Here is a 26,490-nt window from a genome sequence, read left to right as displayed (position 1 = left end):
CCGCTTACGCCGCGTTCTTCTTGCGCATGCGATCGATCAGCGCGTCTTCCCAATAGGAAAGACTGCCGAGCCCGAGCGCCACCGCGTTGGCGCGGCGGTAGTACATGTGGCAGTCGAACTCCCAGGTGAAGCCCATGCCGCCATGAACCTGGATGTTGTTCTTGGCGCAGTGCTGGAACGCCTGCGTCGCGCTGATGCGCGCGGCGGCGGCCGCTTCCGGCAATTCGCCGGCGTTGGTGGAAAGCGCCCAGGCGCCGTAGTAGCAGTTCGAGCGCGCCAGGGTCGCCGAGACGTACATGTCGGCCAGCATGTGCTTGACCGCCTGGAACGAGCCGATTGGACGGCCGAACGCGATGCGGTCGAGCGCGTAGTCGCGGCCCATCTCCAGCGCGCGATCGGCGCCGCCAACCTGCTCGAACGCCATCAGCACGGCCGCGCGATCCAGCACCTGGGTGATGACGCTCCAGCCCTCGCCGGTGGCGCCGAGCGGCTCGCCCTTGGCATCCTTGAAGGTGATCTCGGCTTGGCCGCGGGTGAGATCGATGTTGGTCAACGACTTCACCTCGACGCCGCCGGCCTTGAGATCGACGATGAACAGCGAGATATCGGACTCGCGTCCGCTCGAGCCGGTGCGCGCGGCGACCACGGCGAAATCGGCGATAGCGCCATCGGCAACCGGCTTCTTGACGCCGTTGAGCACACCGCCATTGGCCGTGACCTTGACCGCCTTCGGCGAAGGATTGCCCTTGCCCTCGAACAGCGCCAGCGTGCCGATGGCATCGCCGGAGGCGATCTTCGGCAGCCATTTCTGCTTCTGCGCGTCGCTGCCCGCGATCAGCAGCGCTTCGGCGGCGAGATAGACGGTGGAGGAGAACGGCACCGGCGCCAGCGCGCGGCCCATTTCCTCGGCAATCACGCAGAGCTCGAGATGGCCGGCGCCCGCGCCGCCGAACTGTTCGGGGATCGCAACCCCGAGGAAGCCCATCTCGGCGAGGCCCTTCCAGAGCGACTTGTCGTACGGCGCCTTGCGTCGAGCACTTCGCGCACGGCCTTCGGCGGGCACTGTTCGCTCAGGAATTTCCGCGCCTCGTCGCGCATCTGCTTCTGTTCGTCGGAGAAATCGAAATTCATGGCGTTTCCTTTTTTCTTGCTGTCACGTGTTCTTCGTCATTCCGGGGCGCGACGAAGTCGCGAACCCGGAATCCATCGGACTCCGGATTCGCTGAAAGACGGATTCCGGGCTCGCGCTTCGCGCGCTCCGGAATGACGAGTGGAGAGAGTCTTGCCTCAGCACAGCACGATCACCTCGCCGCAGGGCTGCTCGGCATAAAGCTTCTCGACCAGTGCAGCGCGGCGTTCGAGGCCGGCGCGCTGGTTGATGTAGCCCTTGTCGGTGAGCTCGTTGCCGTCGATCGACGGCGGCTCGACCATCAGCATCGCGCGCGCGATCCGCATGCTGCTGCCTGTGGTGGACGCGTTGTGGGCCTGCAAGCCCTTTTCGAGACAGGCAATCACGGCCGGATGCCGGATCACGTCCTCATAGCTCGCGTCCGCGTTGCCGACGAGCTGACGGCAGGCATGCAGGTTCGGCCAGCACAGCAGGCCGATGAATTCGCGATCCTGCCCGGCCACCAGCGCGTCATGCACGACCGGCGTCGCGGCCGCGATTGCATCGGTACGCAGCGAGCCGACATGGACGAAGGTGCCGGTGGTCAGCTTGAAGTCCTCGACCACGCGGCCGGCAAAGATGATGCCTTGCAGCGGATCCTCGGGATCCACGAACACGCCGGCATCGCCGATGCAATAGAAGCCTTCCTCGTCGAACATCTTCGCCGTGAGGTCCGGCTGGCCGAAATAGCCCGGCGTGACGTTGACGCCGCGCAGCCGCAACTCGTATTTCGAACCGCACGGCACCATCTTCAGCTCGACGCCCGGGAACGGCAGGCCGATCAGGCCGACGCGCTCGGTGTCCCAATAGGTGCCGGTCGAGGTCGGCGCGGTCTCGGTCGAGCCCCAGCCGGTGTAGAACACGATGCGCTCGCCCGTGGTCTTCACCGCCAGCGCCTGCATGCGGTCATAGAGATCGTCGGGCAGCCGCGCGCCGCCATAGGCCATGATCGAGAGGTTCTTGAAGAAGCTCTCGCACAGCGCCTCGTCCTTCTCCATCGCGGCCGCAAGCGCGGCATAGCCGGCCGGCACGTTAGCGTAATAGGTCGGCGAGACCTCGCGCAGATTCCTGATGGTTTCCGCGAGCTGGCCCGGCATCGGCCGGCCGTCGTCGATATAGAGCGTGCCGCCGTCGACCAGCACCGGATTGAACGCGGCGTTGCCGCCCATGGTATGGTTCCACGGCATCCAGTCGAGCACGGTCGGTATCGGCCCGGCCGTTTCGCGTGGCCGCACTTGCATCATCATCGCCGCGTTGGCGCACATCATCTCCTGGGTGTTGATGACGGCCTTCGGCATGCCGGTCGAGCCCGAGGTGAACAGCAGCTTGCCGACGGTATCAGGCGTGATCTTCGCGATCGACGCGTCGACATCGGCCGTGACCTTCGTTGCCGCGAGATCGGCAAACGCCACGCTCTTGATGCCCTCGCAGGGACGCAGCACGTGGACGACCGTGATGCCGCTGAGATCGAGCGCTTTCAGCGCCTTCTCGAAGGCAGGTCCATCCTGCACCATCACGACGGCGGGCTTGATCAGGTTGAAGAGATATTTGAGCTTGAGATGATCCTGGCTCATCAGCGAGTAGGCCGGCGACACCGGCGCGGCCGGCAGCCGTGCCTGCATCGCGGCCTGCGTCATCAGCGCGTGCTCGATCGAATTGCCCGAGAGGATCGCGACGGGCCTGCCCTCGGCAATGCCGAGATCGAGCAGGCCCTGCGTCAGCGCATCGACGGTGCGCTTGGCTTCGCCATAGGAGACCTTGCGCCACTGCCGGTCGGGACCGCCGCGTTGCGCGAGCCAGATGCGCTCCGGCGCCTGCGCCGCCCATTTGGCGAGATAGGCCGGGATGTGCGTCTCGTAGGCCTGGAGCGGGATCCGCGACTTCAGGACGACGGTGCCGTCGTCGCGCCGATCAATCGCGATGTCACGTGCGAGCCAATCCACCTTGCGGAAGGCGGGTTTCGTCAGCATCGCCGCGTCTCCATCCATTTTGCGTCTCCCGGAATTCTTGTCCTTTTGAGGATCTGTTCTCAGCGCCTGATATAGACAGGCTTTCGTTTCTCAAGGAAGGCCCTGATGCCCTCCTGGAAATCCTCCGAGCGGCTGCACAGCACCTGGTTGCGATCCTCCATCGCAATCACGGCCTCGATCGAGCCGGCATCGACGCTCATGTTGATGCATTCCTTCGAGAGGCGCAGACCGACCGGTGAGGCTGTCATCATCGCATCGACACAAGGATTGGCAGCGCTATCGAGATCGGTGGCCTCGACGACTTCAGACACGAGACCGACGGCGAGCGCGCGATCGGCGTTGATGAAGCGCCCGGTCAGGATCAATTCGGAGGCGACCGACACGCCGACGAGGCGCGGCAGGAAATAGCTGGTGCCGATGTCGCAGCCGCCGAGCCCGAGCTTGATGAAGGCGCAGTTCATGCGCGCGTTCTTCGCCGCGATGCGGATGTCGGCGGCAAGCGCCAGCGCAAAGCCGCCGCCGGCGGCCGCGCCCTGCACCAGCGCGATGATCGGCTGCGGAGCACGCCGCATCAGCATCACGATGTCGGCAATGCGGCGCTGCGAGTCCAGGGAGTCAGTGACGCTCGGCGGTTCGGTCTGGCCGCCGCGTCGCGCCATCGCGTGCTTGAGGTCGAGCCCGGCGCAGAAATTCGCGCCGGCGCCCTTCAGCACCACGACGCGAGTGTCGCGATTGCGCTGCAAGCCCTGGAAATAGACATTGAGCGCATCGATCAGCGAGGGATCGAGCGCGTTCAGGCTCTCGGGACGATTGAGCGTGACCCAATCTGTTCCGTCATGATGTTCGATCAGCAGCGGTTGAGACACGCGCATGGTCCTCCCGACCGTCGTCCCAGCCAAGCGAAGCGCGAGCCGGGACCCATAACCACAGGCTTTTGTTGTTTTGCGCGGCGTCTGCCAGGTTTGCCTGTTACAAACGCCGCGGAGTATGGGTCCCTGCGTTCGCAGGGACGACGGCGGAGTATGCCGTTAGCGCGGCGCCATGCGGATGGCACCGTCGAGGCGGATGGTCTCGCCGTTGAGCATCGGGTTCTCGACGATGTGGACGGCGAGGTTGCCGTATTCCGAGGCGTCGCCGAGACGGGCCGGATGCGGCACCTGGGCGCCGAGGCTCTTGCGGGCTTCTTCGTTGAGACCCATCAGCAGCGGCGTCAGGAACAGGCCGGGCGCGATGGTGTTGACGCGGATCTTCAGGCTGGCGAGGTCGCGCGCGGCCGGCAGCGTGAGGCCGACCACGCCGCCCTTCGAGGCGGAATAGGCGATCTGGCCGATCTGGCCTTCATAAGCCGCGACCGACGCGGTGTTGATCACGACGCCGCGCTCCTCGCCGATCGTCTCGGCGGTGGCAAGGCGCTCGGCGAACAGGCGCAGCACGTTGAATGTGCCGATCAGATTGACGTTGATGATGCGGACGAATTTCGCCAGCGGGTACGTTCCGTCCTTGCCGATAATGCGCTGCGAGCCGCCAATGCCGGCGCAGTTCATCAGCACGCGCGCGACGCCGTGCGCGGCTTCGGCCTTGGCGATCGCAGCCTTGATCGCTTCCTCGTCGGTGACGTCGGCGTGCAGGGCAACGCCCTTCACCTCGGCGGCGACCTTCTCGGCGTTTTCCTTGTTCTGGTCGATCACGCCGATCTTGGCGCCCTTGGCGGCCATGGCGCGCGCGGTTGCGGCGCCGAGGCCGGAGCCACCGCCGGTGATGAGAACGGCAACGTCTTTCAACTGCATGAGAGCAACCTTTCCTTGGGCGTTTCTTCTCTAGACTTCGAGCTTGTTATCCGGCGGCGATCGCTGCCGTTTCCTTATCGGGATTGAGCACGCCACCGAAGATCAAGGCTTCCATGTGCTTGATATATTCGCGGCAGACCTCGTCGGTGACCGGACCGACGCCGACCGCGCGCGACATTGCGTGGCGGCCGAAGAACAGGTGATCGCAAGCGCCGATCAGGCTGGTGTAGAACAGCACCGGATCGATCTTGCGGAATTGGCCGGCTTGATGCCCTCGGCGAGCAGTCGGCGGTGAAAATCCAGCAGCGGCGCGACGAAGAATTTCGACACTTCGTCCGCAGCGCCAGCCGAGCTCTCGTGCAGGAGATAATGGATCAGCCGGTTCATATAGGGGAACTGGTGGTAGGCGCGGATGATGCCGCCGATATGCAGGCGCAATTTCTCCGCCGGCGTGATCGGCTGCGCCAGCAGATATTCGAGCTGCGATATCTCGGTGGCGGCGTCGCGCGCCAAAAGCGCCAGCAACAGCCCGTCCTTGTTGCCGAAATGATATTTCACCAGCGCAGCGTTGACCCCGGACTTCTGCGCGATGTCGGACAGCGAGACCTCGATCGAGGCGCGTTCGATCATCAGCTCGCTGGCTGCGACCAATAGCTTGTCGGCAGTGGCGTTTCTGCCTGCGGCGAGTTTCGTCGGTACGCTGGTATTCAACTGCGCTCTGGTCCCGCTTGGTGTCTCGACGGTAAATCGAGGCCGCACATAAGCCCATGGCGGGGCTGCACTCAAGAGTTAATTGATTGATTGACTAAATGCTGGACCGCCCCTTAAATCCGGCCCAACTTGAAGACCACCCCCAAGAAAACCTCAGGGAGATCAGACATGGCCGAGGCATATATCGTCGCCGCCGCTCGCACCGCGGGCGGCCGCAAGGGAGGGCGCCTCGCCGGCTGGCATCCGGCCGATCTGGCCGCGACCGTGCTTGATGCACTGGTCGACCGCACCGGCGTCGACCCGGCGCAGGTCGAGGACGTGATCATGGGCTGCGTGATGCAGACCGGCGAGCAGTCCACCAACATCGCGCGCAATGCGGTGATGGCCTCGAAGCTGCCGGAGAGCGTGCCCGCGACCTCGATCGACCGCCAGTGCGGCTCCTCGCAGCAGGCGCTGCATTTTGCGGCGCAGGCGGTGATGAGCGGCACCATGGACTGCGTGATCGCGGCCGGCGTGGAATCAATGACCCGCGTGCCGATGGGGCTTGCCTCCTCGCTGCCCGCCAAGAACGGCTTCGGCCACTACAAGAGCCCGGGCATCGAGGCGAAGTATCCCAACATCGTGTTCAGCCAGTTCACCGGCGCGGAGATGATGGCCGAGAAGTACGGCCTGTCGAAGGATGAGCTCGACGAATACTCGTACAACAGCCATCAGCGCGCGATTGCGGCCACGCAAGCGGGTCACTTCAAGGACGAGATCGTGCCGGTGAAGATCACCCGCGCCGACGGCTCGACCGACACCCACCATATCGACGAAGGCATCCGCTTCGACGCCAGCCTCGACGGTATCAAGGGCGTCAAGCTGATCGCCGAGAACGGCAAGCTGACCGCGGCCAGCGCCAGCCAGATCTGCGACGGCGCCTCCGGCGTGATGGTCGTCAACGAGAAGGGCCTCAAGGCGCTTGGCGTCAAGCCGATGGCGCGCGTCCACCATCTCACCATGATCGGCGGCGATCCCGTGATCATGCTGGAAGCGCCGCTGCCGGCAACCCAGCGCGCGCTGCAGAAGGCCGGCATGAAGATCGACGACATTGACCTGTTCGAGGTCAACGAGGCCTTCGCCTCGGTGCCGACCGCATGGCTGAAGACCACCGGCGCCGATCCGGCCCGGCTCAACGTCAATGGCGGCGCGATAGCACTCGGCCATCCGCTCGGCGGATCCGGCACCAAGCTGATGACCACGCTGCTGCATGCCCTGAAGCAGCGCAACAAGCGCTACGGCCTGCAGACAATGTGCGAAGGCGGCGGCATGGCGAACGTGACAATCGTCGAGCGGCTGTAAGAGGCCTCCGCTGAGGCCGTAGCTGCCTCCATGCAAAAGGTGTCGTCCCGGCCTTGAGCCGGGACCCATAACCACAGGTCGATGTGGTTATGCCGGGCTGCGGCCCCAACTCATTTCAACAACACAACACGGTGGTTATGGGTCCCTGCTTTCGCAGGGACGACGCATCACCCGAGGAAACGTCTTTGACCCATCCGTCGATCCACGCGCGCAACCATCCGGACAAGATCGCCTACCAGATGGCGGGCAGCGGCAAGGCTATCACCTATCGCGAGCTCGACGAGCTCTCGAACCAGGGCGCGCATCTGTTTCGCTCGCTCGGCATGAAGCCCGGCGACCACATCGCGCTCCTGATGGAGAACCGCCTTGCCTTCATGGAGATCTGCTGGGCCGCGCAGCGCTCGGGGCTCTATTACACGGCGATCAGCCGCTACCTCACCGAAGAGGAGATCGCCTACATCATCAAGGATTGTGGGGCGAAGGTGTTCATCACCACGCCGCAATGCGCCGACAAGGTGAAGGGCCTGATCAAGGGCGAGGTGGGCGAACCGCTGTTCTACATGATGGACGAGCCGGCACCGGGCTTCCGCTCCTATGACAAGGAGGCCGCCGCGCAGCCGACCACGCCGGTTGCCGACGAGGTCGCCGGCTACGACATGCTGTATTCCTCCGGCACCACCGGCCGGCCCAAGGGCATCAAGAAGGAGTTCGAAGGCAACCGGATCGACGTGCCGAACCCGTTCCTGCGGATTCTCACCGCCGACATGTGCGGCATGAACGCCGACAGCATCTACCTGTCGCCGGCGCCGCTCTATCACGCGGCTCCCCTGCGCTTCAACATGATGGCGACGGTGCTGGGCGGCACCTCCGTGATCATGGAGCATTTCGATGCCGAGGAATTCCTGAAGCAGGTCGAGAAGCACAAGGTGACACAGTCGCAGCTGGTGCCGACCATGTTCGTGCGCATGCTGAAGCTGCCCGACGAGGTGCGCGCCCGCTACAACGTCTCCTCTCTGAAGGGCGCAATTCACGCCGCGGCGCCCTGCCCGGTCGACGTGAAGGCCAAGATGATCGAGTGGTGGGGGCCGATCCTGATCGAGTATTACGCCGGCTCCGAAGGCAACGGCGTCACGGTCTCGACCTCGCAGCAATGGCTGACCCACCGCGGCACGGTCGGCCGCGCCGTGGTCGGCAAGGTCAAGATCCTCGACGAGAACGACGAGGAAGCGCCGACCGGGCAGATCGGCCAAGTCTATTTCGCCGACGCGCCTGTGTTCAGCTATCACAACGATCCCGAGAAGACCAAGAAGGCCTACAATGCCAAGGGCTGGTCGACGCTCGGCGACGTCGGCTACCTCGACGAAGAGGGCTTCCTTTATCTCACTGACCGCAAGAGCTACATGATCATCTCCGGCGGCGTGAACATCTATCCGCAGGAGACCGAGGACGTGCTGATCACGCATCCCGCGGTGTCCGACGTTGCGGTGTTCGGCGTGCCGAACGAGGAGATGGGCGAAGAGGTCAAGGCCGTGGTGCAGCCGCACGACATCGGCAAGGCCGGCAAGGCGCTCGAAGCCGAGCTGATCGCGTTCTGCCGGCAGCATCTGTCGCCGATCAAATGCCCGAAGAGCATCGACTTCGAGCAGGAGCTGCCGCGCACGCCGACCGGCAAGCTGGTGAAGCGCCATCTGCGCGACCGTTATTGGCCGAAGGCTCCGGCGAAGGCCTAGATCTCCTTATCGTCCCCCTCCAGGGGAGGGTGAAGCGTGCATCGGGGCGGCGCTCGCTCCCCACCTGCGGACTTTGCCGACCCAGACCTACAACTCCGCCGCCGGCTCGCAGGCGGCGGAGGCTGCGGCGCGCAGATGCAGCTGGCCGTGCTTGCCTGACGCCGTGGTGGTCCACTGCGCGTCGATCTGCTGCAAATCTGCCGACAGCTTGCCGCGATGGCTGCCGTTGGCCTCGAACGCTCCCCCGTCGTCCGGCGACCGTTCGAAGATTTCGACCTCGAGGTCGGACAGCCGGATAAACATCTCCACGCCGATCTTGGTCACGTGACGGCCGACCTCATATGAACCGCAGCCGCGCGCCTCCGCATTCTGCTCGTTCAGGGCCTTGATCTTGTCGAAGGTGATGACGACGTTCTGCACCGTGTTGTCGCCGTCCCACAGGAACTCGCCGATATAGGCCCGCGGCAGCTTCTCGGTCAGCTGCTTGATGTCGGCGGCGCGCGCGGCCGACATCAGCACCAGACTTGCAGCCGCGGCCGTCAGACCGAGGCGCGCCATCCGGCCAGGCAGCCCTGCAGTCCCTCTTGCAATCCTCTTTGCAATTCTCGCATGGCGCATGCGGTAGGCACCCCCTGGGCAAAGTTGCTATCGTCACGACAATGACCGCCAGCATACAGCCAAATGCGCTGGTTGTGCGGCGATGCCCAACAGGTGATCCCAGATGGAAGCCCTCCCCGACGTCCCGCTGCCTTCCACCATCCGCTCGCGCTATGTCGACGGGATCAACGGCCTCAACATGCATGTGCTGGAATCCGGATTCGAGACGGCAGGCCGGCCCTGTCTGCTATTGCTGCACGGCTTTCCGGAGCTGGCGTTTTCCTGGCGCAAGGTGATGCCTGTCCTCGCCGCCGCCGGCTATCACGTGATCGCACCGGACCAGCGCGGCTATGGCCGCACCACGGGCTGGAGCGCGGATTATGACGGCGATCTCGCCCCTTTCCGCCTGCCCAATCTGGTGCGCGATGCGCTCGGACTGGTCGCGGCGGTCGGCTACCAGCACGTCGATGCGGTGATCGGGCATGATTTCGGCTCGTCGGTTGCAGCGTGGTGCGCGCTGATCCGCCCCGACGTGTTCCGCGCCGTCGTGATGATGAGCGCGCCGTTCGCGGGTCCGCCGTCACTGCCGTTCAACATCGCCAACGAACCGGCGAAGCCGCGACTGAGGACCCCGTGCATCGCGACCTCGCCGCGCTGCCGCGTCCGCGCAAGCATTACCAATGGTACTATTCGACTCGACCGGCCAATGCGACATGCATCACGCGCCGCAGGGCGTGCACGATTTCCTGCGCGCCTACTACCATCACAAGAGCGCGGACTGGAAAGACAACACGCCGTATCCGCTGCAGTCATGGTCCGCAGGTGAACTGGCAAAACTGCCGACCTATTACGTGATGGATCTCGCCAAGGACATGGCCGCGACGGTCGCCGAGGAGATGCCGTCGCGCGAGGCGATCGCCGTCAACACCTGGCTGCCCGATCGCGAGCTCGCCTACTACAGCGCGGAATATCGGCGCACGGGATTCCAGGGCGGGCTGCAATGGTATCGCTGCGGCACATCAGGCGCATTCACGGCGGAATTGCAGACCTGGAGCGGCCGTAGCATCGACCAGCCATCCGCCTTCATCTCCGGCAAACAGGATTGGGGGACCTATCAACGGCCCGGCGTATTCGAGGCGATGCAGACGAAGGCCTGTACCAAAATGATCGGCTGCCATCTGGTCGACGGCGCCGGCCACTGGGTGCAGCAGGAGCAGCCGGACGAGGTGAGCCGGCTGCTGCTCCAGTTCCTCGCGCGTGCGGCGCAATAGCGAGCTGACGCTTAGGGAAATGCTCCGGAAATTTCCGGGAACATTCCCTGGAACCTGGCGTTGCAGTCAGCCGGTCTTGTCCGGCAGACCGATCTGGAGGAGGACTATGGAAAAGAAGATTGCCGGACTGTTGGGAGCTGTCGCATCGCTAGGCGCGCTCGGGGTCGCGCAAGCTGCGCCGGCACCCGCGCCGACTGACGTGTTACAGGCGAACTCCTACGCGGAATTGCTGGCGCCGATCACCAACGCCTCGGCAAAACTGCAAGCCCTGGACGAGGCGACGCCTCCTCCGGCACGCGAGACCGTCCAGCTCGCGCAGTTCTATCACCACCACCATCATCACCATCACCACCACCATGGCTACTATCGCGGCTATGATCGTGGCTACGGACCTCCGGTCATCGTGGTGCCGCGCTATCGGCGATACCATCACCATCATCACCACCACCATCATCACCACAGCTTCTATCGGCGCGACTACTGAGCCGCGGCGGTTGGGCGATGCGACAACGGGGCCTGCGGGCCCCGTTGGTTTGCCTGCGATGATGCGACGACGCCTCAGTCTCCTCGCGCCTTCTCCTTGGCGGCGCGGTGGAGATGGCGATAGGTGCCGTCGAACACCGTGTCGGTCGACGAGGTCCATTCGGTGCCGGCCGCCAGTTTGGGCCGATTGCTGTAGATGCGGCGCGCCTGCAATTCGCGCTCGGCGGCTTCCTCCTCGCCCATCGGCTCGAGCTGAAAGTTCGCCTCCTCCGGGATCACGATGATCTGCGCGAACGGCTCGTTCGGCCGGAAGATGTGCGTGCGCCCTTCGGCCGGCGCCTTGAACACGCAGAAGAACATCATCGGCCACCAGTTGCGGATCAGCGCCGGAACGGCGATCGGCACGGTGTCGGTGCGGTCGGTGTAGAAGCGCGGATGCGGCTCGGTGCGGACCGCCATGCCCTGCTCGACCTTGAGATCGAGCAGGATCTGGTAGGTGTAGAATGTGTCGCCGAAATTCCGGAATGGCGGCCACTGCACGCCGCTGTCGGGCGGCTCGCCCCAATCCGCATCAAGATGCAAACGGCCGTCACGCGTGGTGACGTGCAGTTCGAAGGCGTAGGGGTAGAACAGCTCGATCCCGTATTGCGCGCCCTCCGAGAACGGTACGCAATGCCAGACCTGCTCACGTGAACCGTCGGTGCGCGGTTCACGTGTGCCCGACCAGCCCGGAATCTCGAGCTTGGTCCGCCGCGGCGCCAGGCGCGCGTCGTTCAGGCGATATTTGACGGTCGTCATTGCGTCCCCCGGTCATGAGCAGCAGGAACTCGAACGGGCAAGGGATCACCCGGTTCCCGTGATCGTGATCACAAACGGTACGACGAAACGGCGTCCGGATTGACCCGAACCGCCCCACACAATATTAGAATTATTCTAATTCTAAACTTACTGAAGAAGGCGCTGCCGTGAAGAATTTCGCCGATCTGACCGAGCGCGAGGTGCTGGCGGTCGCGATTGCCTCCGAGGAGGAGGACAGCCGCATCTACATGTCCTTCGCCGAGGACCTCGCCAGCCGCTATCCGGATACCGCAAAGATCTTCGAGGAGATGGCGGAGGAGGAGCGCGGCCACCGCCACCGGCTGCTCGAAACCTACGAGCAGCGCTTCGGCGCGCATCTGCCGCCGATCCGGCGCGAGGACGTCAAAGGCTTCCTGCGCCGGCGACCGATCTGGCTGACCAAGAATTTGCCGCTCGACACCATCCGCAAGGAAGTCGAGACCATGGAGCTGGAGGCCGAGCGCTTCTACGCCAAGCCGCCGAGAAGGCCGAGGATACCGGCGTACGCCGCCTGCTCGGCGATCTCGCCGAGGAGGAGAAGGGCCACGAGAAACTCGCGGTCAAGCTGACCGGCGACATCCTCAAGCCCGATGTGCGCGCCGAGGAAGACCGCACCCGGCGGCGGATGTTCGTGTTGCAATATGTGCAGCCGGGCCTCGCCGGACTGATGGACGGCTCGGTCTCGACGCTCGCGCCACTATTCGCTGCCGCTTTCGCCACCCATCATAACTGGCAGACGTTCCTGGTCGGCCTCGCCGCCTCGATCGGTGCCGGCATCAGCATGGGCTTTGCCGAGGCGTTGTCCGATGACGGCTCGCTGACCGGCCGCGGCTCGCCCTGGCTGCGCGGCATGACCTGCGGATTGATGACGACGCTCGGCGGTCTCGGCCACACCATCCCCTATCTCGTTCCCGATTCGTGGGCGAATGCGTTCTGGATCGCGACCGCGATCGCCGGGATCGTGGTGTTCTTCGAATTGTGGGCGATCGCCTTCATCCGCTCGCGCTACATGGACACACCATTCCTGCAGGCGGTGTTCCAGATCGTGCTGGGCGGCGCGATCGTGCTCGCGGTCGGCATATTGATCGGCGCGGCATAGGACGGCGAGGTCACCGATGCGATCCCGACACCAATATCGAGATACTGCCGGCGCGGCGCTGCTTGCGCTCGCTGCGGTCGGATACAGCAGCCAGGCACAAGCAACCGACGAAATCCAGGTCTACAACGCCGGGATCGCGGCGGTCGGCCAGCTCACCGTCCAGCAGCATCTCAACTATGTCGGCATCGGCCAGAAGGATCCGCCCTTTCCCGGCGGTTTTCCGTCCAACCACAGCCTCAACGGCACGCCGGAATTTGCCTATGGCATGACGGATTGGTGGGAGCTCGGGCTCTATCTGCCGTTTGCCGTGCAGGACCGGCAGTTCCTGTCCGACGCCTTCAAGCTGCGCACGCTGTTCGTCTCGCCCAACGCCGATAACCGCAATTTGTTCTACGGCATCAATTTCGAGCTCAGCTACGAGATGCCGAAATTCGCGCAGACCCGCTGGGGTCTCGAGATCCGGCCGATCGTCGGCGTGCGCAATGCGGACTATGAATTCATCGTCAACCCGATCGTCGATATCGGCTTCGGCCGATATGGCGAGGCGGATTTCGCGCCTGCCGCACGCGTGGCGCGCAAGCTGAAGGACGATCTGTATGTCGGGCTCGAATACTATGCCGATTTCGGCAAAATCGGCAATTTCGGCCCCCTCGCCGAACAGCAGCATACCTTGTTCGCAGTGACCGACTTCAAGGTGGGTGACGTCGACATCGATTTCGGCGTCGGCTACGGCCTGACCCGCGCATCCGACCGGTTCGTCGTCAAGACCATCATTGGTTATGCCTTTCCAGTGCCCGGAGCGAAGCAGGACAGCCAGCGCGCCAGCGCGAGCGGAGCCATCAATCCGATGGCGCATCTGTCGGCGCGCAGCACGCCGTATTAGACTGTCCGGACGGCTTCAGAATCGGCTTGAGGAGTCCATGACCGACCGTCCGCACTACGGCACCACCGCGAAGCTGCTGCATTGGGTGATCGTCGCCCTGCTGGCCGTGCAATATCCGATTGGCTGGCTGATGCCGGACATTCATCGCGGCCAGGCGCCTGGCGCCGCCATGACCTTTCACATTTCGTTCGGCATCATCATCCTGGTTCTGATCTTGGTTCGGTTCATCTGGAGATTGACACATCCGGTTGCGCCGGAGAGTACGCTTCCGGCCTGGCAACGGCTGAGCTCGGAAGCCGTACACTGGATGCTCTATGTTCTTGTGCTGGCAACGACCGTCAGCGGCTGGCTGTTTGCATCATTTCGCGGCTGGACCGTCTCGTTCCTATACATGATGCCGCTGCCTATGCTGGCCTCGGACAATGCGGCGGCAGGGAAGGCGATCGATGGCCTGCATCAGGCCGCTGAATGGTCCCTTCTCGTGCTGATCTGCCTCCACGTCGCGACAGCGCTAGTGCACCTATTGATCTACCGCGACCGCATCATGCAGCGTATGCTCCCGGGCTAGGTTGTCGGCGCAATCGCGATCAAGCCGGCCTTGCCCGACTGCTCCATTCTGCGCATGATCCGCCAAAATCAGGGAGCACGCCGTGGCCAAATCGCAATGGAGTTTCAAGACCGCCGTCGAATTGTCGGAGGCGCTGCGCAACAAGCAGGTTTCGGCCGTGGAGCTCGCGGAGGATGCGATCGGCCGCATCGAGCGCCATGACGGCAAGGTCAACGCGGTCTGCGTGCGCGATTTCGAGCGAGGCCTCGCTGCCGCCCGTGCCGCCGATGCCGCAATCGCGCGCGGCGAGCACAGGCCGCTGCTCGGCATTCCCATGACGGTGAAGGAATCCTTCAACGTCGCCGGATTGCCGACCACCTGGGGCTTCCCGCCGCACAAGGATTTTACGCCGACCGAGGACGCGCTCGCGATCACGCGGGTGAAAGATGCCGGCGGCGTGATCCTCGGCAAGACCAACGTGCCGGTCGGGCTCGCCGACTGGCAGAGCTATAACGAGATCTACGGCACCACCAACAACCCCTACGACCTCGGCCGCACGCCGGGCGGCTCCTCCGGCGGATCGGCGGCGGCACTTGCCGCGGGCTACGGCGCGCTGTCGCTCGGCTCCGACATCGGCGGCTCACTGCGCGTGCCCGGCTTCCACTGCGGCATCTATGCGCATAAGCCGACCTTCAATCTGCTGGCGTCGCGCGGCCACACCGCACCGCCGGCGCCGCCGATCATCTACGAGCGCGACCTTGCGGTGATCGGCCCGATGGCGCGCGGCGCGGCCGACCTGTCGCTGCTGCTCGACGTGATGGCCGGCCCCGATCCGCTCGATGCCGGCAAGGCCTACAAGCTCGACTTGCCGGCGGCACGGCATACCAACTTGAAGGATTTCCGCGTCCTCGTCATCGACACCGATCCGGTGCTGCCGACCGACAGAGCGGTTCGCGGCAGCATCGACAAGCTCGCCAGCAATCTCGACAAGGCCGGCGCGAAGGTATCGCGTTCGAGCCCGCTGCTGCCGGATTTCGCGACGTCCTCGCGGCTTTATATGCGGATGCTGCTGTCGTTCCTTGCGGCGTCCTTCCCGCCGGAGGTCTATGCCGGCGCCTGCGCCGCGGCGGCCACGCTGCCTGCCAGCGACAACAGCCTGCAGGCCGAGCGGCTCCGCGGTATCGCGCTCAGCCATCGCGACTGGGTGCAGGCGACCTACGCCCGCTCGCGACTGCGCGCGCAATGGCGCGAGCTGTTCAAATCGTTCGACGCGGTGATCTGCCCGATCATGCCGACGCCGGCCTATCCGCACGATCACGCGCCCGACCAGGAGCAGCGGCGGATTTCGATCGATGGCGAGCCGCACGTCTACACCGACCAGCTCGCCTGGCCCGGTATCGCAACCCTGCCCGGCCTGCCCTCCACCGCGATCCCGACCGGCTTTGCGCCCGACGGATTGCCGGTGGGCGTGCAGATCGTCGGCCCCATGCTGGAGGACCGCACGCCGCTGAAGCTCGCCGAGCTGATCGAGCGCGAGTTCGGCGGCTTCGCGCCGCCGAAGATGTTCAACGATTGAATGACGCGCGCCGTCATTGCGAGCGAAGCGACTTGTCCGCCGAAGCCTTTGGCGAAGGCAGAAGCAATCCATATATCCGCACATGCGGAGGCATGGATTGCTTCGTCGCCGAGCCTGTCATCGGGCGCGCGTTCGCGCGACCCGTTGGCGCCTCGCAATGTCGAAGGGACCAGGGAGGAAACCAATGAGCAACGACCTCGAAGAGCTGACGAAACTCAACAAGGACTACGTCGACTCGGTGCAGAACTGCGACGTCAAGCGCTTCGATGAAATCCTGGCGCAGGACTTCTACTGCTCCAATCCCGACAAGAGCCTGGTCGACCGCGCCGCCTTCCTGAAGCAGACGGCGATCCCGGTGAAGATCAAGGGCCTGAAGGCCGAGGACGTCAAGATCCGCATCCTCGGCGATTTCGCCATCATCCACGCCCGTACCAGCTACACCACCGCGGACGGCGAACAGGCCTATGGCCGCTACACCGATTGCTGGGCGAGGCAGAACGGGAAATGGCTCGCGGTGTCCGCGCACGTCGCGCGGTGAACCCGATCACAATCTCAACCGTCGTCCCGGCGAATGTCGGGACCCATAACCACCATTGTTTGTGGTTAGCCAAGAAGGCCGTCCACCACTGCCCAAAGCACAGCCACGGCGTATCGGTCCCGGCTCGCGTGCGCAACTGCGCGACTAGAGCCGGGACGAAACAATCTCAGCTATCGAACATGATCACGCTGCGCAGCGTCTTGCCGGCTTTCATGTTGGCAAAGCCCTCGTTGATCTCGCTGAGCTTCAGCTTGGCCGAGATCCAATCTTCCAGATGCAGCCTGCCACGCATGTAGAAGTCGACGAGGCGCGGCATGTCGACACGGAAGTGGTTGGAGCCCATCGACGAACCCTGGATGCGGCGCTCGCGCAGGAAGTCGAAGCCGTGCAGCTCGATCTTCTGGCCGAACGGGATCATGCCGACGATGGTCGCGGTGCCGCCCGCGGCCAGCATGGCAAAGGCCTGCTCGGCGGTGTCCTTGCGGCCGAGCACCTCGAAGGAGTGCTGCACGCCGCCGCCGGTGATCTCGCGCACCTGCTGGACCACGTCGCCGCGGGCCGGGTCGACGATGTCGGTGGCGCCGAGCTTGGTCGCAAGCTGCAGCTTGGCCGGGTTGGTGTCGATGGCGATGATGCGGCCAGCGCCGGCGATCTGCGCGCCGTTGATCGCGGCCATGCCGACGCCGCCGCAGCCGATCACGGCCACGGTCTCGCCGGCGGTCACCTTCGCGGTGTTCACCACCGCGCCGTAGCCGGTGATGACGCCGCAGCCGATCAGTGCGGCGAGATCGAGCGGCATCTCCTTCTTGATCTTGACGATGGCATTCTCGTGCACCAGCATCTGCTCGGCGAACGACGACAGATTGAGGAACTGGTTGAGCTTCTCCTTCCGGCCCCAGGACAGCCGATTGGAGGCGCCGGGAAGCATCTTCACCGTGGTGTCGGTGCAGAGCACCGTGCGGCCGGTGGTGCAGTTGTCGCAGGTGCCGCAGAACACCGACAGACAAGTCACGACGTGATCGCCGGGCTTCACGTAATTGACGTCGGAGCCGACCTTCTCGACCACGCCGGCCGATTCATGGCCGAGGACCGCAGGCAGCGGATGCGGATAAAGCCCTTCCATGAAATGCAGGTCGGAATGACAGAGGCCCGCGACCGCGGTGCGGATCAGGACCTCGCGCGGCCCCGGATTGGGCACGCTGACATCCTCGATCACCAGCGGCTGATTGACTTCATGCAGGACGGCGGCCTTCATCGGGGTCTCCCTTGACGTTTTTGATTGTTTGAAAAGTGCGCTCGTGCGCAGCCTACGCTGCGACGAGCAATTCGCCAACCTCGGCCATGCCGATCGCGCGATCGCCGAGCAGGTGCTCGGTCATCCTGCGCTGAACGGTATTTTCCGCAAGCCGGAACGGATCGCCCGGCATCACGCGGTGATCGACCACCATCCGCGACAGCAACAACCGGCGCGCGTCGCCGCGCATCTCATGGATGCGTCCGCCTTCCCATGCCAGCGCCACCGCGCTTGCGACATGATAGAGCAGACTTGTCGCTCGCCGCGCGTCGCCCTCATTGTCGATGCGGCCCGCGACCTCGCGTGCAAACCCGATCGCGCGGTCGCTGAGCTCACGCAGCCGGTTGCGCCAGGCCTGCGGCACGTTGGCGCTGTCATCGAGCCGCGCATGCAGATCGGCGGCGAGCGCATTGTCGGCGCCATGACGTCCGATCGCGCGCTTCAACGCATCGATCGCGACGATGTTGCCGGTGCCCTCCCAGATCGAACCGAGATGGGCATCGCGCAGCAGCCGCGGCGTGACGAATTCCTCGATGTAGCCGATGCCGCCACGCATCTCCATGGCGTCGCCGCAGACCTTGCGGGCATCGCGGGTGGCGCGGAATTTCAACGTCGGGGTCAGGATGCGGAGCAGCGCCGCCGCGTCCTGGCTACCGGCTTCGGCGCGGTCGAGCGCGTCGGCGGTCAGAAAGCTCATCGACAGCGCCTGCTCCGTCGGCAGCATGATCTTCATCAGCTGACGCCGCGCCAGCGGCAGATCGATGATGCGCTGACCGAACACTACGCGGCCCCGCGCCACCGTGACGGCGTCGTGCCAGGCGCGACGCATCAGCGCGGTCGATTTCACGCCGTTGGACAGTCGCGACGAGTTGACCATCTCGGCCATCTGCACGAAGCCGCGGTCGAGCTTGCCGACCGCGTAGGCGATCGCGCCATCGAACTTGATCTCGCCCGACGCCATCGAGCGGGTGCCGAGCTTGTCCTTCAGTCGCACGATCCGGTAGTGGTTCTGCGAGCCGTCATCGAGGAAGCGCGGCATCAGGAACAGGCCGACGCCTTTCGTGCCCGGCCCCGCACCTTCCGGCCGCGCCAGCAGCATCACCACCTTCGCGTCGGCGTTCGAGCAGAACCATTTCTCGCCGTAGAGCCGCCAGTGGTCGCCGTCCTGCACCGCGCGCGTGGTCAGCGTGCCGACGTCGGATCCACCCTCCTTCTCGGTCATGAACTGGCCGCCCTGGGTCAGCTTGCTCATGTCGGTCTGGGTCAGGCCGTCGAGATATTTCGCCTTCAACGCCTCGCTGCCGAAATTATTGAGCAGCTTGGCGCAGCCGTCAGTGACGTTGATCGGGCAACCCATGCCGAATTCGGTCTGGTTGAACAGGAAGGTGAAGGCGTGCTTGGCGACGACTGGATATTTGTCGGGCCAGCCCATGATGCCCTTGCGGATCGACAACGCATGAATACCGAACTCGCCGAACGCGGCGTTCTCGATCTCGCGATAGGCCGGATGATATTCGATTGTTTGCACGTCGCGGCCGAACTTGTCGCGCTGGTGCAGCACCGGCGTGTGCCGGTCGGCAAGCCGCGCGCATTCGTCGAGATAGCCGCCGGCCAGGCCGCCGAGCCGGTCGAGATGCGGCTCGATGTGGCGGAACAACGCCTCGGGCAGATGCAGCTTGAGAAGATCAGTCAGCGCGGGATCGGCCCGGTAGAAATTCATTCCCGTCGTATCGGGCGCCAGCAGGCCCGGCTGACTGGCGGACGACGTTTTCGGATCCTGCTTGTGCGGCTGCATTGAATTCCCGGCTGCGGTGCTCATTTGTTTGGGCACGACTATCCTCCTCCGGCCGAGCAAAGGAAAGCCCAATGGATATTCCAAAGTACAAGATCGCCCTGATCGTCGGCGCCGGCGCGGGCCTCAGCGCCTCGCTGACGCGGCTATTTTCGCGGGAGGGAATTCGCGTGGCGCTGGGCGCCCGCAGCATCGAGAAGCTCGGCGCGCTCTGCACCGAAACCGGTGCGAAGGCCTATGCCTGCGATACCTCCAAGGCCGAGGATGTCGAGCGTCTGTTTGGTCTGGTCGAGCGCGAGATCGGAACACCCGATATCGTGGTCTACAACGCCTCCGGCCGCTCGCGCGGGCCGTTCGTTGAACTGGTGCCTTCGGAGGTCGAGCAGGCGATCGCGGTCTCGGCGTTCGGCGGCTTCCTGGTGGCGCAAGAGGCGGCGAAGCGCATGCTGCCTAACAAGAAAGGCGCGATCCTGCTCACCGGCGCCTCCGCCAGCGTGAAGGGCTACGCGCAATCGGCGCCGTTCGCGATGGGCAAGTTCGCATTGCGCGGGTTGGCGCAGAGCATGGCGCGCGAATTGTCGCCGCAGGGCATCCATGTCGCGCATTTCGTGATTGACGGCGGCATCCGCAGCGCCGCCCGCACCGAGCCCGCCGACAAGCCGGACTCGATGCTCGATCCCGACGCGATCGCGCTGAGCTACTGGAACGTGCTGCAACAGCCGCGCAGCGCCTGGACCTGGGAGCTGGAATTGCGGCCCTGGGTTGAGAAGTTTTGAGATGACGGAGATCATGCAAGCGGCGTAACGTTCAGGGGCACCATCCGCCGCACTCGTCATTGCGAGCGGAGCGAAGCAATCCATCCACCACAAGCGGTGAAGTGGATTGCTTCGGCGCTTCGCGCCTCGCAATGACGAAGGAAACAGGGGAAGGAAACATGACCGCTGAAATCAAGATCGAAACCGGCACCGACGAACTGCTCTGCGTGATCCGCGACCGCGTCGCCATCATCACGCTGAACCGCCCGGATGCCCGCAATTCGCTGTCGGACACGCTGACGCCGGCGTTGCGCACGATGATCCGAACCTGCGGCGAGAATCCCGAGGTCGGCGTGCTGCTGGTCACCGGTGCCGGCAAGGCGTTCTGCGCCGGCGGCAACGTCAAGGGCATGGGCGCCAATCGCGACCCGAAGAAGCTCGAAATGTCCTATGAGGACAAGGTCGCGGATTTGCAGGAGCGCCAGCGCCTGCTCACCGGCGCGCTCGCCTCGGTGCGCAAGCCGACCATCGCCGCACTGCCCGGCCCCGCGGTCGGCGCTGGCCTTGCGATCGCGATGGCCTGCGACATCCGGATCGCGGCGCAATCCGCCTTCATCTCGACTGGTTACCTGCGCGTGGCGCTGAGCGGCGACTACGGCATGGCCTGGCTGTTGACGCGCCTGGTCGGGACCTCGCGCGCCCGCGAGCTGATGTTCACCTCCGAGAAGGTCGATGCGGCAAGGTGTGAGCAAATCGGCCTCGTCAACCGCGTGGTGCCGGACGAGGCATTGCACGACGAGGCGTTTGCGCTGGCAAAGTCGATCGCCGAAGGCCCGACCTTGGCGCTGCGCTACATGAAGGACAATCTCGACGAAGCACTGCAGTTCGACTTCGCCACCGCACGCGACCACGAGGCCGAGCGGTTGATCCGCCTGACCACGACATCAGATCACAAGGAGGCGGTGCAGGCCTTCATCGAGAAGCGCAAGCCGGTGTTCCGGGGGAGCTAGCCGCGTAGCGCCTTTGAAGTCACCGCTCCCCTTGTGGGAGAGGCGACAGCGAAGCAAGCCGTAACAGCATTCAAAAAGAAAAGGGCCCGGTTCTGGAGGGGCCAGAACCGGGCCTAGTCAGTCAAACCGCAAGCGAGGACATCGCGGCCAAGCGGGAAGTGGCGGCAAGCCGCCAGCTGGCACAGGGAATGTCTTGCGGTTCAACGTGGATCTCTTTCGAGAAGCGCACCAGCTTCCAGTCGCCGGGGCTAGCAGTGAAGGCGTAATCCGATTTGCGGGCGAGGCCGATCATCGTCGCGTTGGACCGCAACGTGTCGCCGAAAATGCGCTCGGCTCCAAAGGACGCCGCGCGGCATTCGAGATTCTTGAGCAGCGCCTTGCCAATGCCGTGGCCCTGCCACCGGTCATCGATCGACAGGCCGAACTCGACGCTCGACGTATCGGCATGGAAGGCGTAGCGGGCTTCGCCGACGATGGTCTCGAAACCATCGACCAGCATCGTCGCGACCACCGTGAACCGGTCAGCCTCGCCGACGTGAACGAAACGCTCGAGCTCCGTCTTCGGCAGCTCGTTCAACGCACCCAGGAAGCGGTTGTAACGGGACCCCGCGGAGAGCGAGCGGATGTAGCTCTGCAGCTCCTCGCGGTCGCGCGGCTCGACGAAGCGCACCTTGATCTCGCTGCCGTTCTTGGCGCGCAGCACGTCAGAATATTGCTTGAGATCGTCGAGATGCAGCGCAGTCATGACACGCTCCTCGGTGAAAATTGGCCGGCGCCCCTCATAGAGGCGGCGCCGGCAAAGGCGTCCTCCTCAGGCCCGCCAGAACGGCTTCTCGGTCTCGAATACGATGTCGCTGCGGGACATGCCGATGTCGTGCAGGTCGCGCTCGGTCCACTGCGACAGCTCGCGGCGGCGCTCATAGCGCTCCCACCAGACGTGAAGGGTCTCGCCGACCTGATGCAAAAGGCCCGGCATATGATGATTTGTCATCGATTCATGGGTGAAAATGGACATTTGCGGCTCCTATCGGTAACCTGTTGGCGGTAATATCGGAGCTATTCGGCCCGTTCACAAACGACACTTTGTACCGCTTCGCATGAATTAAAGTCATGCATTTGGAGACGTGCCAGAGATGACCAGCCGCCTGCCTTCGCTGAACGGCCTCAGGGCATTCGAGGCCGCCGCACGGCACATGAGCTTCACGCTGGCGGCCTCCGAGCTGAATGTGACGCAGACCGCGATCAGCCATCAGATCCGGCGGCTCGAGGAAGAGCTCGGCGTCCGCCTGTTCATCCGCCAGAACCGCTCGCTGAGCCTGACGCCGGAGGCTGCCGAATACCTCCCCGGTATCCGCGCCGCCTTCAATGACCTCAGGCTCGCGACCGACCGCCTGCTGCGCCGCGACGACGATCACGTGCTCACCGTCTCGACGCTGGCATCCCTCGCGGCCAAGTGGCTGCTGCCGCGGTTGTCCGCCTTCCAGGAGGCGCATTCCGGCATCGACGTCCGCATCACCACCTCGACCAGCCTGGTCGACTTCCAGCGCGACAAGGTGGACGCTGCGATCCGCTATGGCCGCGGCCAATGGGCGGGCCTGCGCGCCGACTGGCTAATGGCGGATGAGCTGTTTCCGGTGTGCAGCCCATCGCTACTGCAGGGAACCAGACCGCTGAAATGCCCCGAAGACCTCAGGGATCACGTGCTGCTGCACACCAGTAACGCCAACAGCGACGACTGGCGGCTGTGGCTGACTGCGGCGGGCCTTGCGACCGACATCTCCAAGCAGCCGGGGGTGACCTTCGACCTGCTGTTCGTGACGATCCAGGCCGCGATCGACGGCATCGGCATCGCGATGGGCCGCACCTCCTATGTGCAGGACGACATCGCCAAGGGCCGTCTCGTGGTTCCCTTCAAGATCGCACTGCCGGCGGACGCCGGGTTCTACCTGGTCACACCGCAGGGCCGCGCCGATTCACCGAAGCTGTCGGCATTCCGCTCCTGGCTCGGCGCCACGGCGCATACCGCGGCCTGATGCGGCGCACGCAGTCTCTACGGCTTTTTTCCGATAGCGGCGGCGCGATTTCGGGTTGGTCACGCCGGACGGGCGTGCCAAATTGCCGCATACGGCAGTCAACTGCCTTGGCCGGCGAGACAATTTGCGCCGGCCGTTTTGCCACGGGGAGGAAAGGGCGTTATGTCGCAGTCGAGTTCATCGCAAGTCCCGCAAGTCAAATCGCGCCTCGGCGCCATCCTGCGCGCGACCAGCGGCAATTTCCTCGAACAGTTCGACTTCTTCCTGTTCGGCTTCTATGCGCAGGACATCGCTAAGGCGTTCTTTCCCGCCCAGAACGAGACCGCGGCACTGCTCAATGCCTATGGCGTGTTCTGGCTCGGCGCGCTGATGCGCCCCGTCGGCGCCATCGTGCTCGGCTCCTACATCGACCGCATCGGCCGCCGCCAGGGCCTGATCGTGACGCTCGCATTGATGGCGCTCGGCACGGTCGTGATCGCGTTCTGTCCAGGCTATGCCGCGATTGGCATTGCCGCCCCGATCATCGTCCTGGTTGGCCGCCTGATCCAGGGCTTCTCGGCCGGCGTCGAACTCGGCGGCGTGTCCGTCTATCTGTCCGAGATCGCGACGCCGGGCAATCGCGGCTTCTACACGTCGTTCCAATCGTCCAGCCAGCAGGTGGCGATCTTCGTCGCAGCGATCCTCGGCTTCATATTGAGAGAAGCGATTCCGGGCGACACGTTCCTGGATGCCATGGGCGGCATCGCCAAATGGCGTATCCCGTTCTTTGTCGGATGTTTGATCATTCCCGTCATCTTCATGCTGCGGCGGTCGCTCGAGGAAACTCCGGTCTTTCTGGCCATGAAGAAACATCCGACCGCGAGCGAAGTGTTCGCCTCGGCCCTCGCGAACTGGCGCATCGTCATCCTCGGCATGATGATCGCGGTCCTGACCACCACGACCTTCTATTTCATCACGGTGTACGCGCCCGGCTTCGGCAAGGAGCTCCATCTCTCGGCGACCGGAACCCTGCTCGTAACCCTGCTCGTCGCGGTGACGAATTTCATCTGGAATCCGGTCGGAGGGGCCCTCTCGGATCGGATCGGCCGCAAGCCGGTGCTGATCGCGATCGCGTGCCTGTCGTTCGTGACCGCCTACCCGGCGCTGTCCTGGCTCTCGCACGAGCCCACGCTCGGAAAGCTGCTGGCGGTCCAGATGATGCTGTCGTTCTACTTCGGCGTCTACAGCGGCACGATGCTGGGATGTTTGGTCGAGATCGTGCCCGCGCACGTCCGCACCACCTGCTTCTCGATAGCGTTCGCGCTGGCAGCGGGCTTGTTCGGCACCTTCACCCCCTTCGCGGCGACATCGCTGATCGCACGTACGGGCGACAAGGCGTCTCCGGCCTATTGGCTGATGTTCGGCGCGGCGCTCGGCATCATCGCGGCCCTGATCGTCTATCGGGGCGGCCGGACCGTCGAGCAGCGCGAGACGGTGGCGGCCTGATCTTCAGCATGCAATTGGGGCAGGCCGATCGCCTGCCCCGGCATGTTGCTTTCCATGCCAACAACGATAACAAGAGCGCATGGTTGATCTGACGCGCAGGTTCGACGTCTTGGTGATCGGCGGCGGCAACGCTGCCCTCTGCGCTGCGATCAGCGCACGGCGCGCCGGCGCCTCTGTGCTGGTGCTGGAAGGCGCCCCGAAGTTCTACCGCGGCGGCAACACTCGCCACACCCGCAACATGCGCTGCGCCCATGACGCGGCGACCGAGATTCTCACCGGTCCATACACCGAGGAGGAATTCTGGAAAGATTTGCTGCTGGTGACCGGCGGCCAGACCAACGAGGAACTGGCCCGCTTCATGATCCACGAGTCCAAGGACATATTGAACTGGATCGTCGAGCAGGGCGTGCGCTGGCAGCCCTCGCTCGGCGGCACGCTCAGCCTCGGCCGCACCAACTCGTTCTTCCTCGGCGGCGGCCGTGCGATGCTGAACGCGCTGTATCGCACCGCCGAGGAGCTCGGCGTCGATATCCTCTACGATGCGAGGTGATCGATCTGAATATCGAGCACGGCATGTTTCTCTCGGCGCAGCTGAAGCAACCGGTCGGCGGCCGGACCGAGGTGCGCGCCTCGACGCTGGTCGCGGCCGCCGGCGGCTTCGAGGCCAATATCGAATGGCTGAAGGAATATTGGGGCGAGGCCGCCGACAATTTCCTGATCCGCGGCACGCCCTATAATCGCGGCGCGATCCTGAAGATGCTGCTGGCCAAGGGCGTGCAGGAGATCGGCGATCCGACGCAGTGCCACGCGGTCGCGATCGACGCCCGCGCGCCGAAGTTCGACGGTGGCATCATCACGCGGCATGACTCCGTGGTGTTCGGCATCGTCGTCAACAAGCATGCCGAGCGCTTCTACGACGAGGGCGAGGACATCTGGCCGAAGCGCTACGCGATCTGGGGCCGCCTGGTCGCCGCGCAACCGGACCAGATCGCCTACATCATCTTCGATTCGACTGTCGTGACGAGCTTCATGCCGACGCTGTTTCCGCCGATCGCGGGCGCGACGATCGCCGAGCTCGCCGGCAAGCTCGAGCTCGACGCGGCCGCGCTGGAAAAGACCATCACCGACTTCAACGCCGCGGTGCAGACCGGCACGTTCGATCACACCATCCTCGACGACTGCCGGACCGAAGGCATCACGCCGGCGAAGACGCATTGGGCGCGCAGGATCGAGACGCCGCCCTATCTCGCCTATCCGGTGCGGCCCGGCATCACCTTCACCTATCTCGGTACCCGCGTGAACAAGCAGTCGCGGATGCTGATGAAGGACGGCAAGCCGTCGGCCAACATGTTCGCCGCCGGCGAGATCATGGCCGGCAACGTGCTCGGCAAGGGCTATGCCGCCGGCATCGGCATGACCATCGGCAGCGTGTTCGGCCGCGTCGCCGGACGGGAAGCGGCGAAGAATGCGCGGAACTGATACCGCCTTGCTTACCTCGCCCCGCCTGCGGGGAGAGGCCGTATCGCATCGAAGATACGATACAGGTGAGGGGGAGTCTCCAAGAGCACGGTGCCTGGAGAGCC

20 protein-coding genes and 5 pseudogenes are annotated in these 26,490 nt (G+C 64.4%); 14 read left to right on the top strand and 11 right to left on the bottom strand.

The genetic code is table 11. The annotated features are described in order from the left end of the window. Window positions 1-4: 4 nt before the first annotated feature. The 5 genes and pseudogenes from ALC15_RS24870 to ALC15_RS24850 all read right to left on the bottom strand — a co-directional run bounded on the left by ALC15_RS24870 (window position 5) and on the right by ALC15_RS24850 (window position 5,555). Window positions 5-1,131 (bottom strand): annotated as a pseudogene (locus tag ALC15_RS24870) (acyl-CoA dehydrogenase family protein). 156 nt (window positions 1,132-1,287) lie between these two features. Then, on the bottom strand, window positions 1,288-3,156 hold the full coding sequence (locus ALC15_RS24865; protein ID WP_050629537.1) for an AMP-binding protein: 1,869 nt from the start codon (window positions 3,154-3,156) through the stop codon (window positions 1,288-1,290). Window positions 3,157-3,197: 41 nt separating this feature from the next. Then, on the bottom strand, window positions 3,198-4,004 hold the full coding sequence (locus tag ALC15_RS24860) for an enoyl-CoA hydratase/isomerase family protein (RefSeq protein WP_050629617.1): 807 nt from the start codon (window positions 4,002-4,004) through the stop codon (window positions 3,198-3,200). Window positions 4,005-4,166: 162 nt separating this feature from the next. Further along, window positions 4,167-4,925, bottom strand: coding sequence for an SDR family NAD(P)-dependent oxidoreductase (locus ALC15_RS24855; RefSeq protein WP_050629536.1), 759 nt, complete (start codon window positions 4,923-4,925; stop codon window positions 4,167-4,169). A 46-nt stretch (window positions 4,926-4,971) separates the two neighbouring features. Further along, window positions 4,972-5,555 (bottom strand): annotated as a pseudogene (locus ALC15_RS24850) (TetR family transcriptional regulator). Between the two features lie 249 nt (window positions 5,556-5,804). On the opposite strand from ALC15_RS24850, the gene ALC15_RS24845 reads away from it, so the two are divergent. After that, the gene (locus tag ALC15_RS24845) at window positions 5,805-6,977 is read left to right on the top strand and encodes an acetyl-CoA C-acetyltransferase (RefSeq protein ID WP_050629535.1); all 1,173 of its coding nucleotides are present in this window, start codon (window positions 5,805-5,807) and stop codon (window positions 6,975-6,977) included. A 185-nt stretch (window positions 6,978-7,162) separates the two neighbouring features. After that, window positions 7,163-8,707, top strand: coding sequence for an acyl-CoA synthetase (locus ALC15_RS24840; RefSeq protein ID WP_050629534.1), 1,545 nt, complete (start codon window positions 7,163-7,165; stop codon window positions 8,705-8,707). An 87-nt stretch (window positions 8,708-8,794) separates the two neighbouring features. Here the strand turns inward: ALC15_RS24840 and ALC15_RS24835 are convergent, their stop codons facing one another. Continuing rightward, entirely contained in the window at window positions 8,795-9,265 is a 471-nt protein-coding gene (locus ALC15_RS24835) for a hypothetical protein (protein ID WP_244486246.1), read from the bottom strand. Between the two features lie 163 nt (window positions 9,266-9,428). Between ALC15_RS24835 and ALC15_RS24830 the strand changes: the two are divergent. Together ALC15_RS24830 and ALC15_RS24825 are read left to right on the top strand one after the other, a co-directional pair. Continuing rightward, a pseudogene (locus tag ALC15_RS24830) lies at window positions 9,429-10,575 on the top strand (alpha/beta fold hydrolase). A gap of 106 nt (window positions 10,576-10,681) precedes the next feature. Then, on the top strand, window positions 10,682-11,059 hold the full coding sequence (locus ALC15_RS24825) for a hypothetical protein (protein ID WP_050629532.1): 378 nt from the start codon (window positions 10,682-10,684) through the stop codon (window positions 11,057-11,059). A gap of 74 nt (window positions 11,060-11,133) precedes the next feature. Here the strand turns inward: ALC15_RS24825 and ALC15_RS24820 are convergent, their stop codons facing one another. Then, window positions 11,134-11,856, bottom strand: a complete 723-nt coding sequence (locus ALC15_RS24820; RefSeq protein WP_050629531.1) for a hypothetical protein — start codon at window positions 11,854-11,856, stop codon at window positions 11,134-11,136. Between the two features lie 167 nt (window positions 11,857-12,023). Between ALC15_RS24820 and mbfA the strand changes: the two are divergent. The 5 genes and pseudogenes from mbfA to ALC15_RS24795 all read left to right on the top strand — a co-directional run bounded on the left by mbfA (window position 12,024) and on the right by ALC15_RS24795 (window position 16,538). Further along, window positions 12,024-12,994, top strand: a pseudogene (gene mbfA, locus ALC15_RS24815) (iron exporter MbfA). A 16-nt stretch (window positions 12,995-13,010) separates the two neighbouring features. After that, window positions 13,011-13,877 (top strand): hypothetical protein, encoded by an 867-nt coding sequence (locus ALC15_RS24810; RefSeq protein WP_128089578.1) that lies wholly within the window; start codon window positions 13,011-13,013, stop codon window positions 13,875-13,877. A gap of 37 nt (window positions 13,878-13,914) precedes the next feature. Next, window positions 13,915-14,445: a cytochrome b gene (locus ALC15_RS24805; protein ID WP_050629530.1), complete on the top strand. Its 531-nt coding sequence runs from the start codon at window positions 13,915-13,917 to the stop codon at window positions 14,443-14,445. A gap of 82 nt (window positions 14,446-14,527) precedes the next feature. Beyond that, window positions 14,528-16,000, top strand: a complete 1,473-nt coding sequence (locus ALC15_RS24800; RefSeq protein ID WP_050629529.1) for an amidase — start codon at window positions 14,528-14,530, stop codon at window positions 15,998-16,000. 184 nt (window positions 16,001-16,184) lie between these two features. After that, window positions 16,185-16,538, top strand: coding sequence for a nuclear transport factor 2 family protein (locus ALC15_RS24795; protein ID WP_050629528.1), 354 nt, complete (start codon window positions 16,185-16,187; stop codon window positions 16,536-16,538). Window positions 16,539-16,704: 166 nt separating this feature from the next. Here ALC15_RS24795 and ALC15_RS24790 read toward each other — a convergent pair whose 3' ends face one another. Together ALC15_RS24790 and ALC15_RS24785 are read right to left on the bottom strand one after the other, a co-directional pair. Further along, window positions 16,705-17,793, bottom strand: a complete 1,089-nt coding sequence (locus tag ALC15_RS24790) for a Zn-dependent alcohol dehydrogenase (RefSeq protein WP_050629527.1) — start codon at window positions 17,791-17,793, stop codon at window positions 16,705-16,707. 52 nt (window positions 17,794-17,845) lie between these two features. Then, window positions 17,846-19,627 carry an acyl-CoA dehydrogenase family protein gene (locus tag ALC15_RS24785; RefSeq protein WP_050629615.1) on the bottom strand — a complete coding sequence of 594 codons (1,782 nt, stop codon included), beginning with the start codon at window positions 19,625-19,627 and terminating at the stop codon, window positions 17,846-17,848. Between the two features lie 71 nt (window positions 19,628-19,698). Between ALC15_RS24785 and ALC15_RS24780 the strand changes: the two genes are divergently transcribed. Next, the gene (locus ALC15_RS24780) at window positions 19,699-20,400 is read left to right on the top strand and encodes an SDR family NAD(P)-dependent oxidoreductase (protein WP_050629526.1); all 702 of its coding nucleotides are present in this window, start codon (window positions 19,699-19,701) and stop codon (window positions 20,398-20,400) included. A 158-nt stretch (window positions 20,401-20,558) separates the two neighbouring features. After that, complete coding sequence (locus ALC15_RS24775) at window positions 20,559-21,389, top strand: enoyl-CoA hydratase (protein ID WP_050629525.1); 831 nt, start codon at window positions 20,559-20,561, stop codon at window positions 21,387-21,389. A 121-nt stretch (window positions 21,390-21,510) separates the two neighbouring features. Here the strand turns inward: ALC15_RS24775 and ALC15_RS24770 are convergent, their stop codons facing one another. Both ALC15_RS24770 and ALC15_RS24765 read right to left on the bottom strand, forming a co-directional pair. After that, complete coding sequence (locus ALC15_RS24770; protein ID WP_050629524.1) at window positions 21,511-22,134, bottom strand: GNAT family N-acetyltransferase; 624 nt, start codon at window positions 22,132-22,134, stop codon at window positions 21,511-21,513. Window positions 22,135-22,200: 66 nt separating this feature from the next. After that, on the bottom strand, window positions 22,201-22,404 hold the full coding sequence (locus ALC15_RS24765; protein ID WP_050629523.1) for a DUF1127 domain-containing protein: 204 nt from the start codon (window positions 22,402-22,404) through the stop codon (window positions 22,201-22,203). 118 nt (window positions 22,405-22,522) lie between these two features. On the opposite strand from ALC15_RS24765, the gene ALC15_RS24760 reads away from it, so the two are divergent. From ALC15_RS24760 to tcuA, 3 genes and pseudogenes are all read left to right on the top strand, one after another. Next, window positions 22,523-23,422, top strand: coding sequence for a transcriptional regulator GcvA (locus ALC15_RS24760; protein WP_050629522.1), 900 nt, complete (start codon window positions 22,523-22,525; stop codon window positions 23,420-23,422). 162 nt (window positions 23,423-23,584) lie between these two features. Then, window positions 23,585-24,907, top strand: a complete 1,323-nt coding sequence (gene tcuC / locus ALC15_RS24755; RefSeq protein WP_050629521.1) for an MFS transporter — start codon at window positions 23,585-23,587, stop codon at window positions 24,905-24,907. 79 nt (window positions 24,908-24,986) lie between these two features. Then, a pseudogene (tcuA, locus tag ALC15_RS24750) lies at window positions 24,987-26,386 on the top strand (FAD-dependent tricarballylate dehydrogenase TcuA). The last annotated feature ends 104 nt before the right edge of the window (window positions 26,387-26,490 follow it).

Origin of the sequence: Bradyrhizobium viridifuturi (assembly GCF_001238275.1) — a bacterium.
Classification (GTDB): Bacteria; Pseudomonadota; Alphaproteobacteria; order Rhizobiales; family Xanthobacteraceae; genus Bradyrhizobium; species Bradyrhizobium viridifuturi.
Note: the sequence above shows the minus strand (reverse complement) of the source record. Positions and strands in the feature narration are given on the sequence as shown.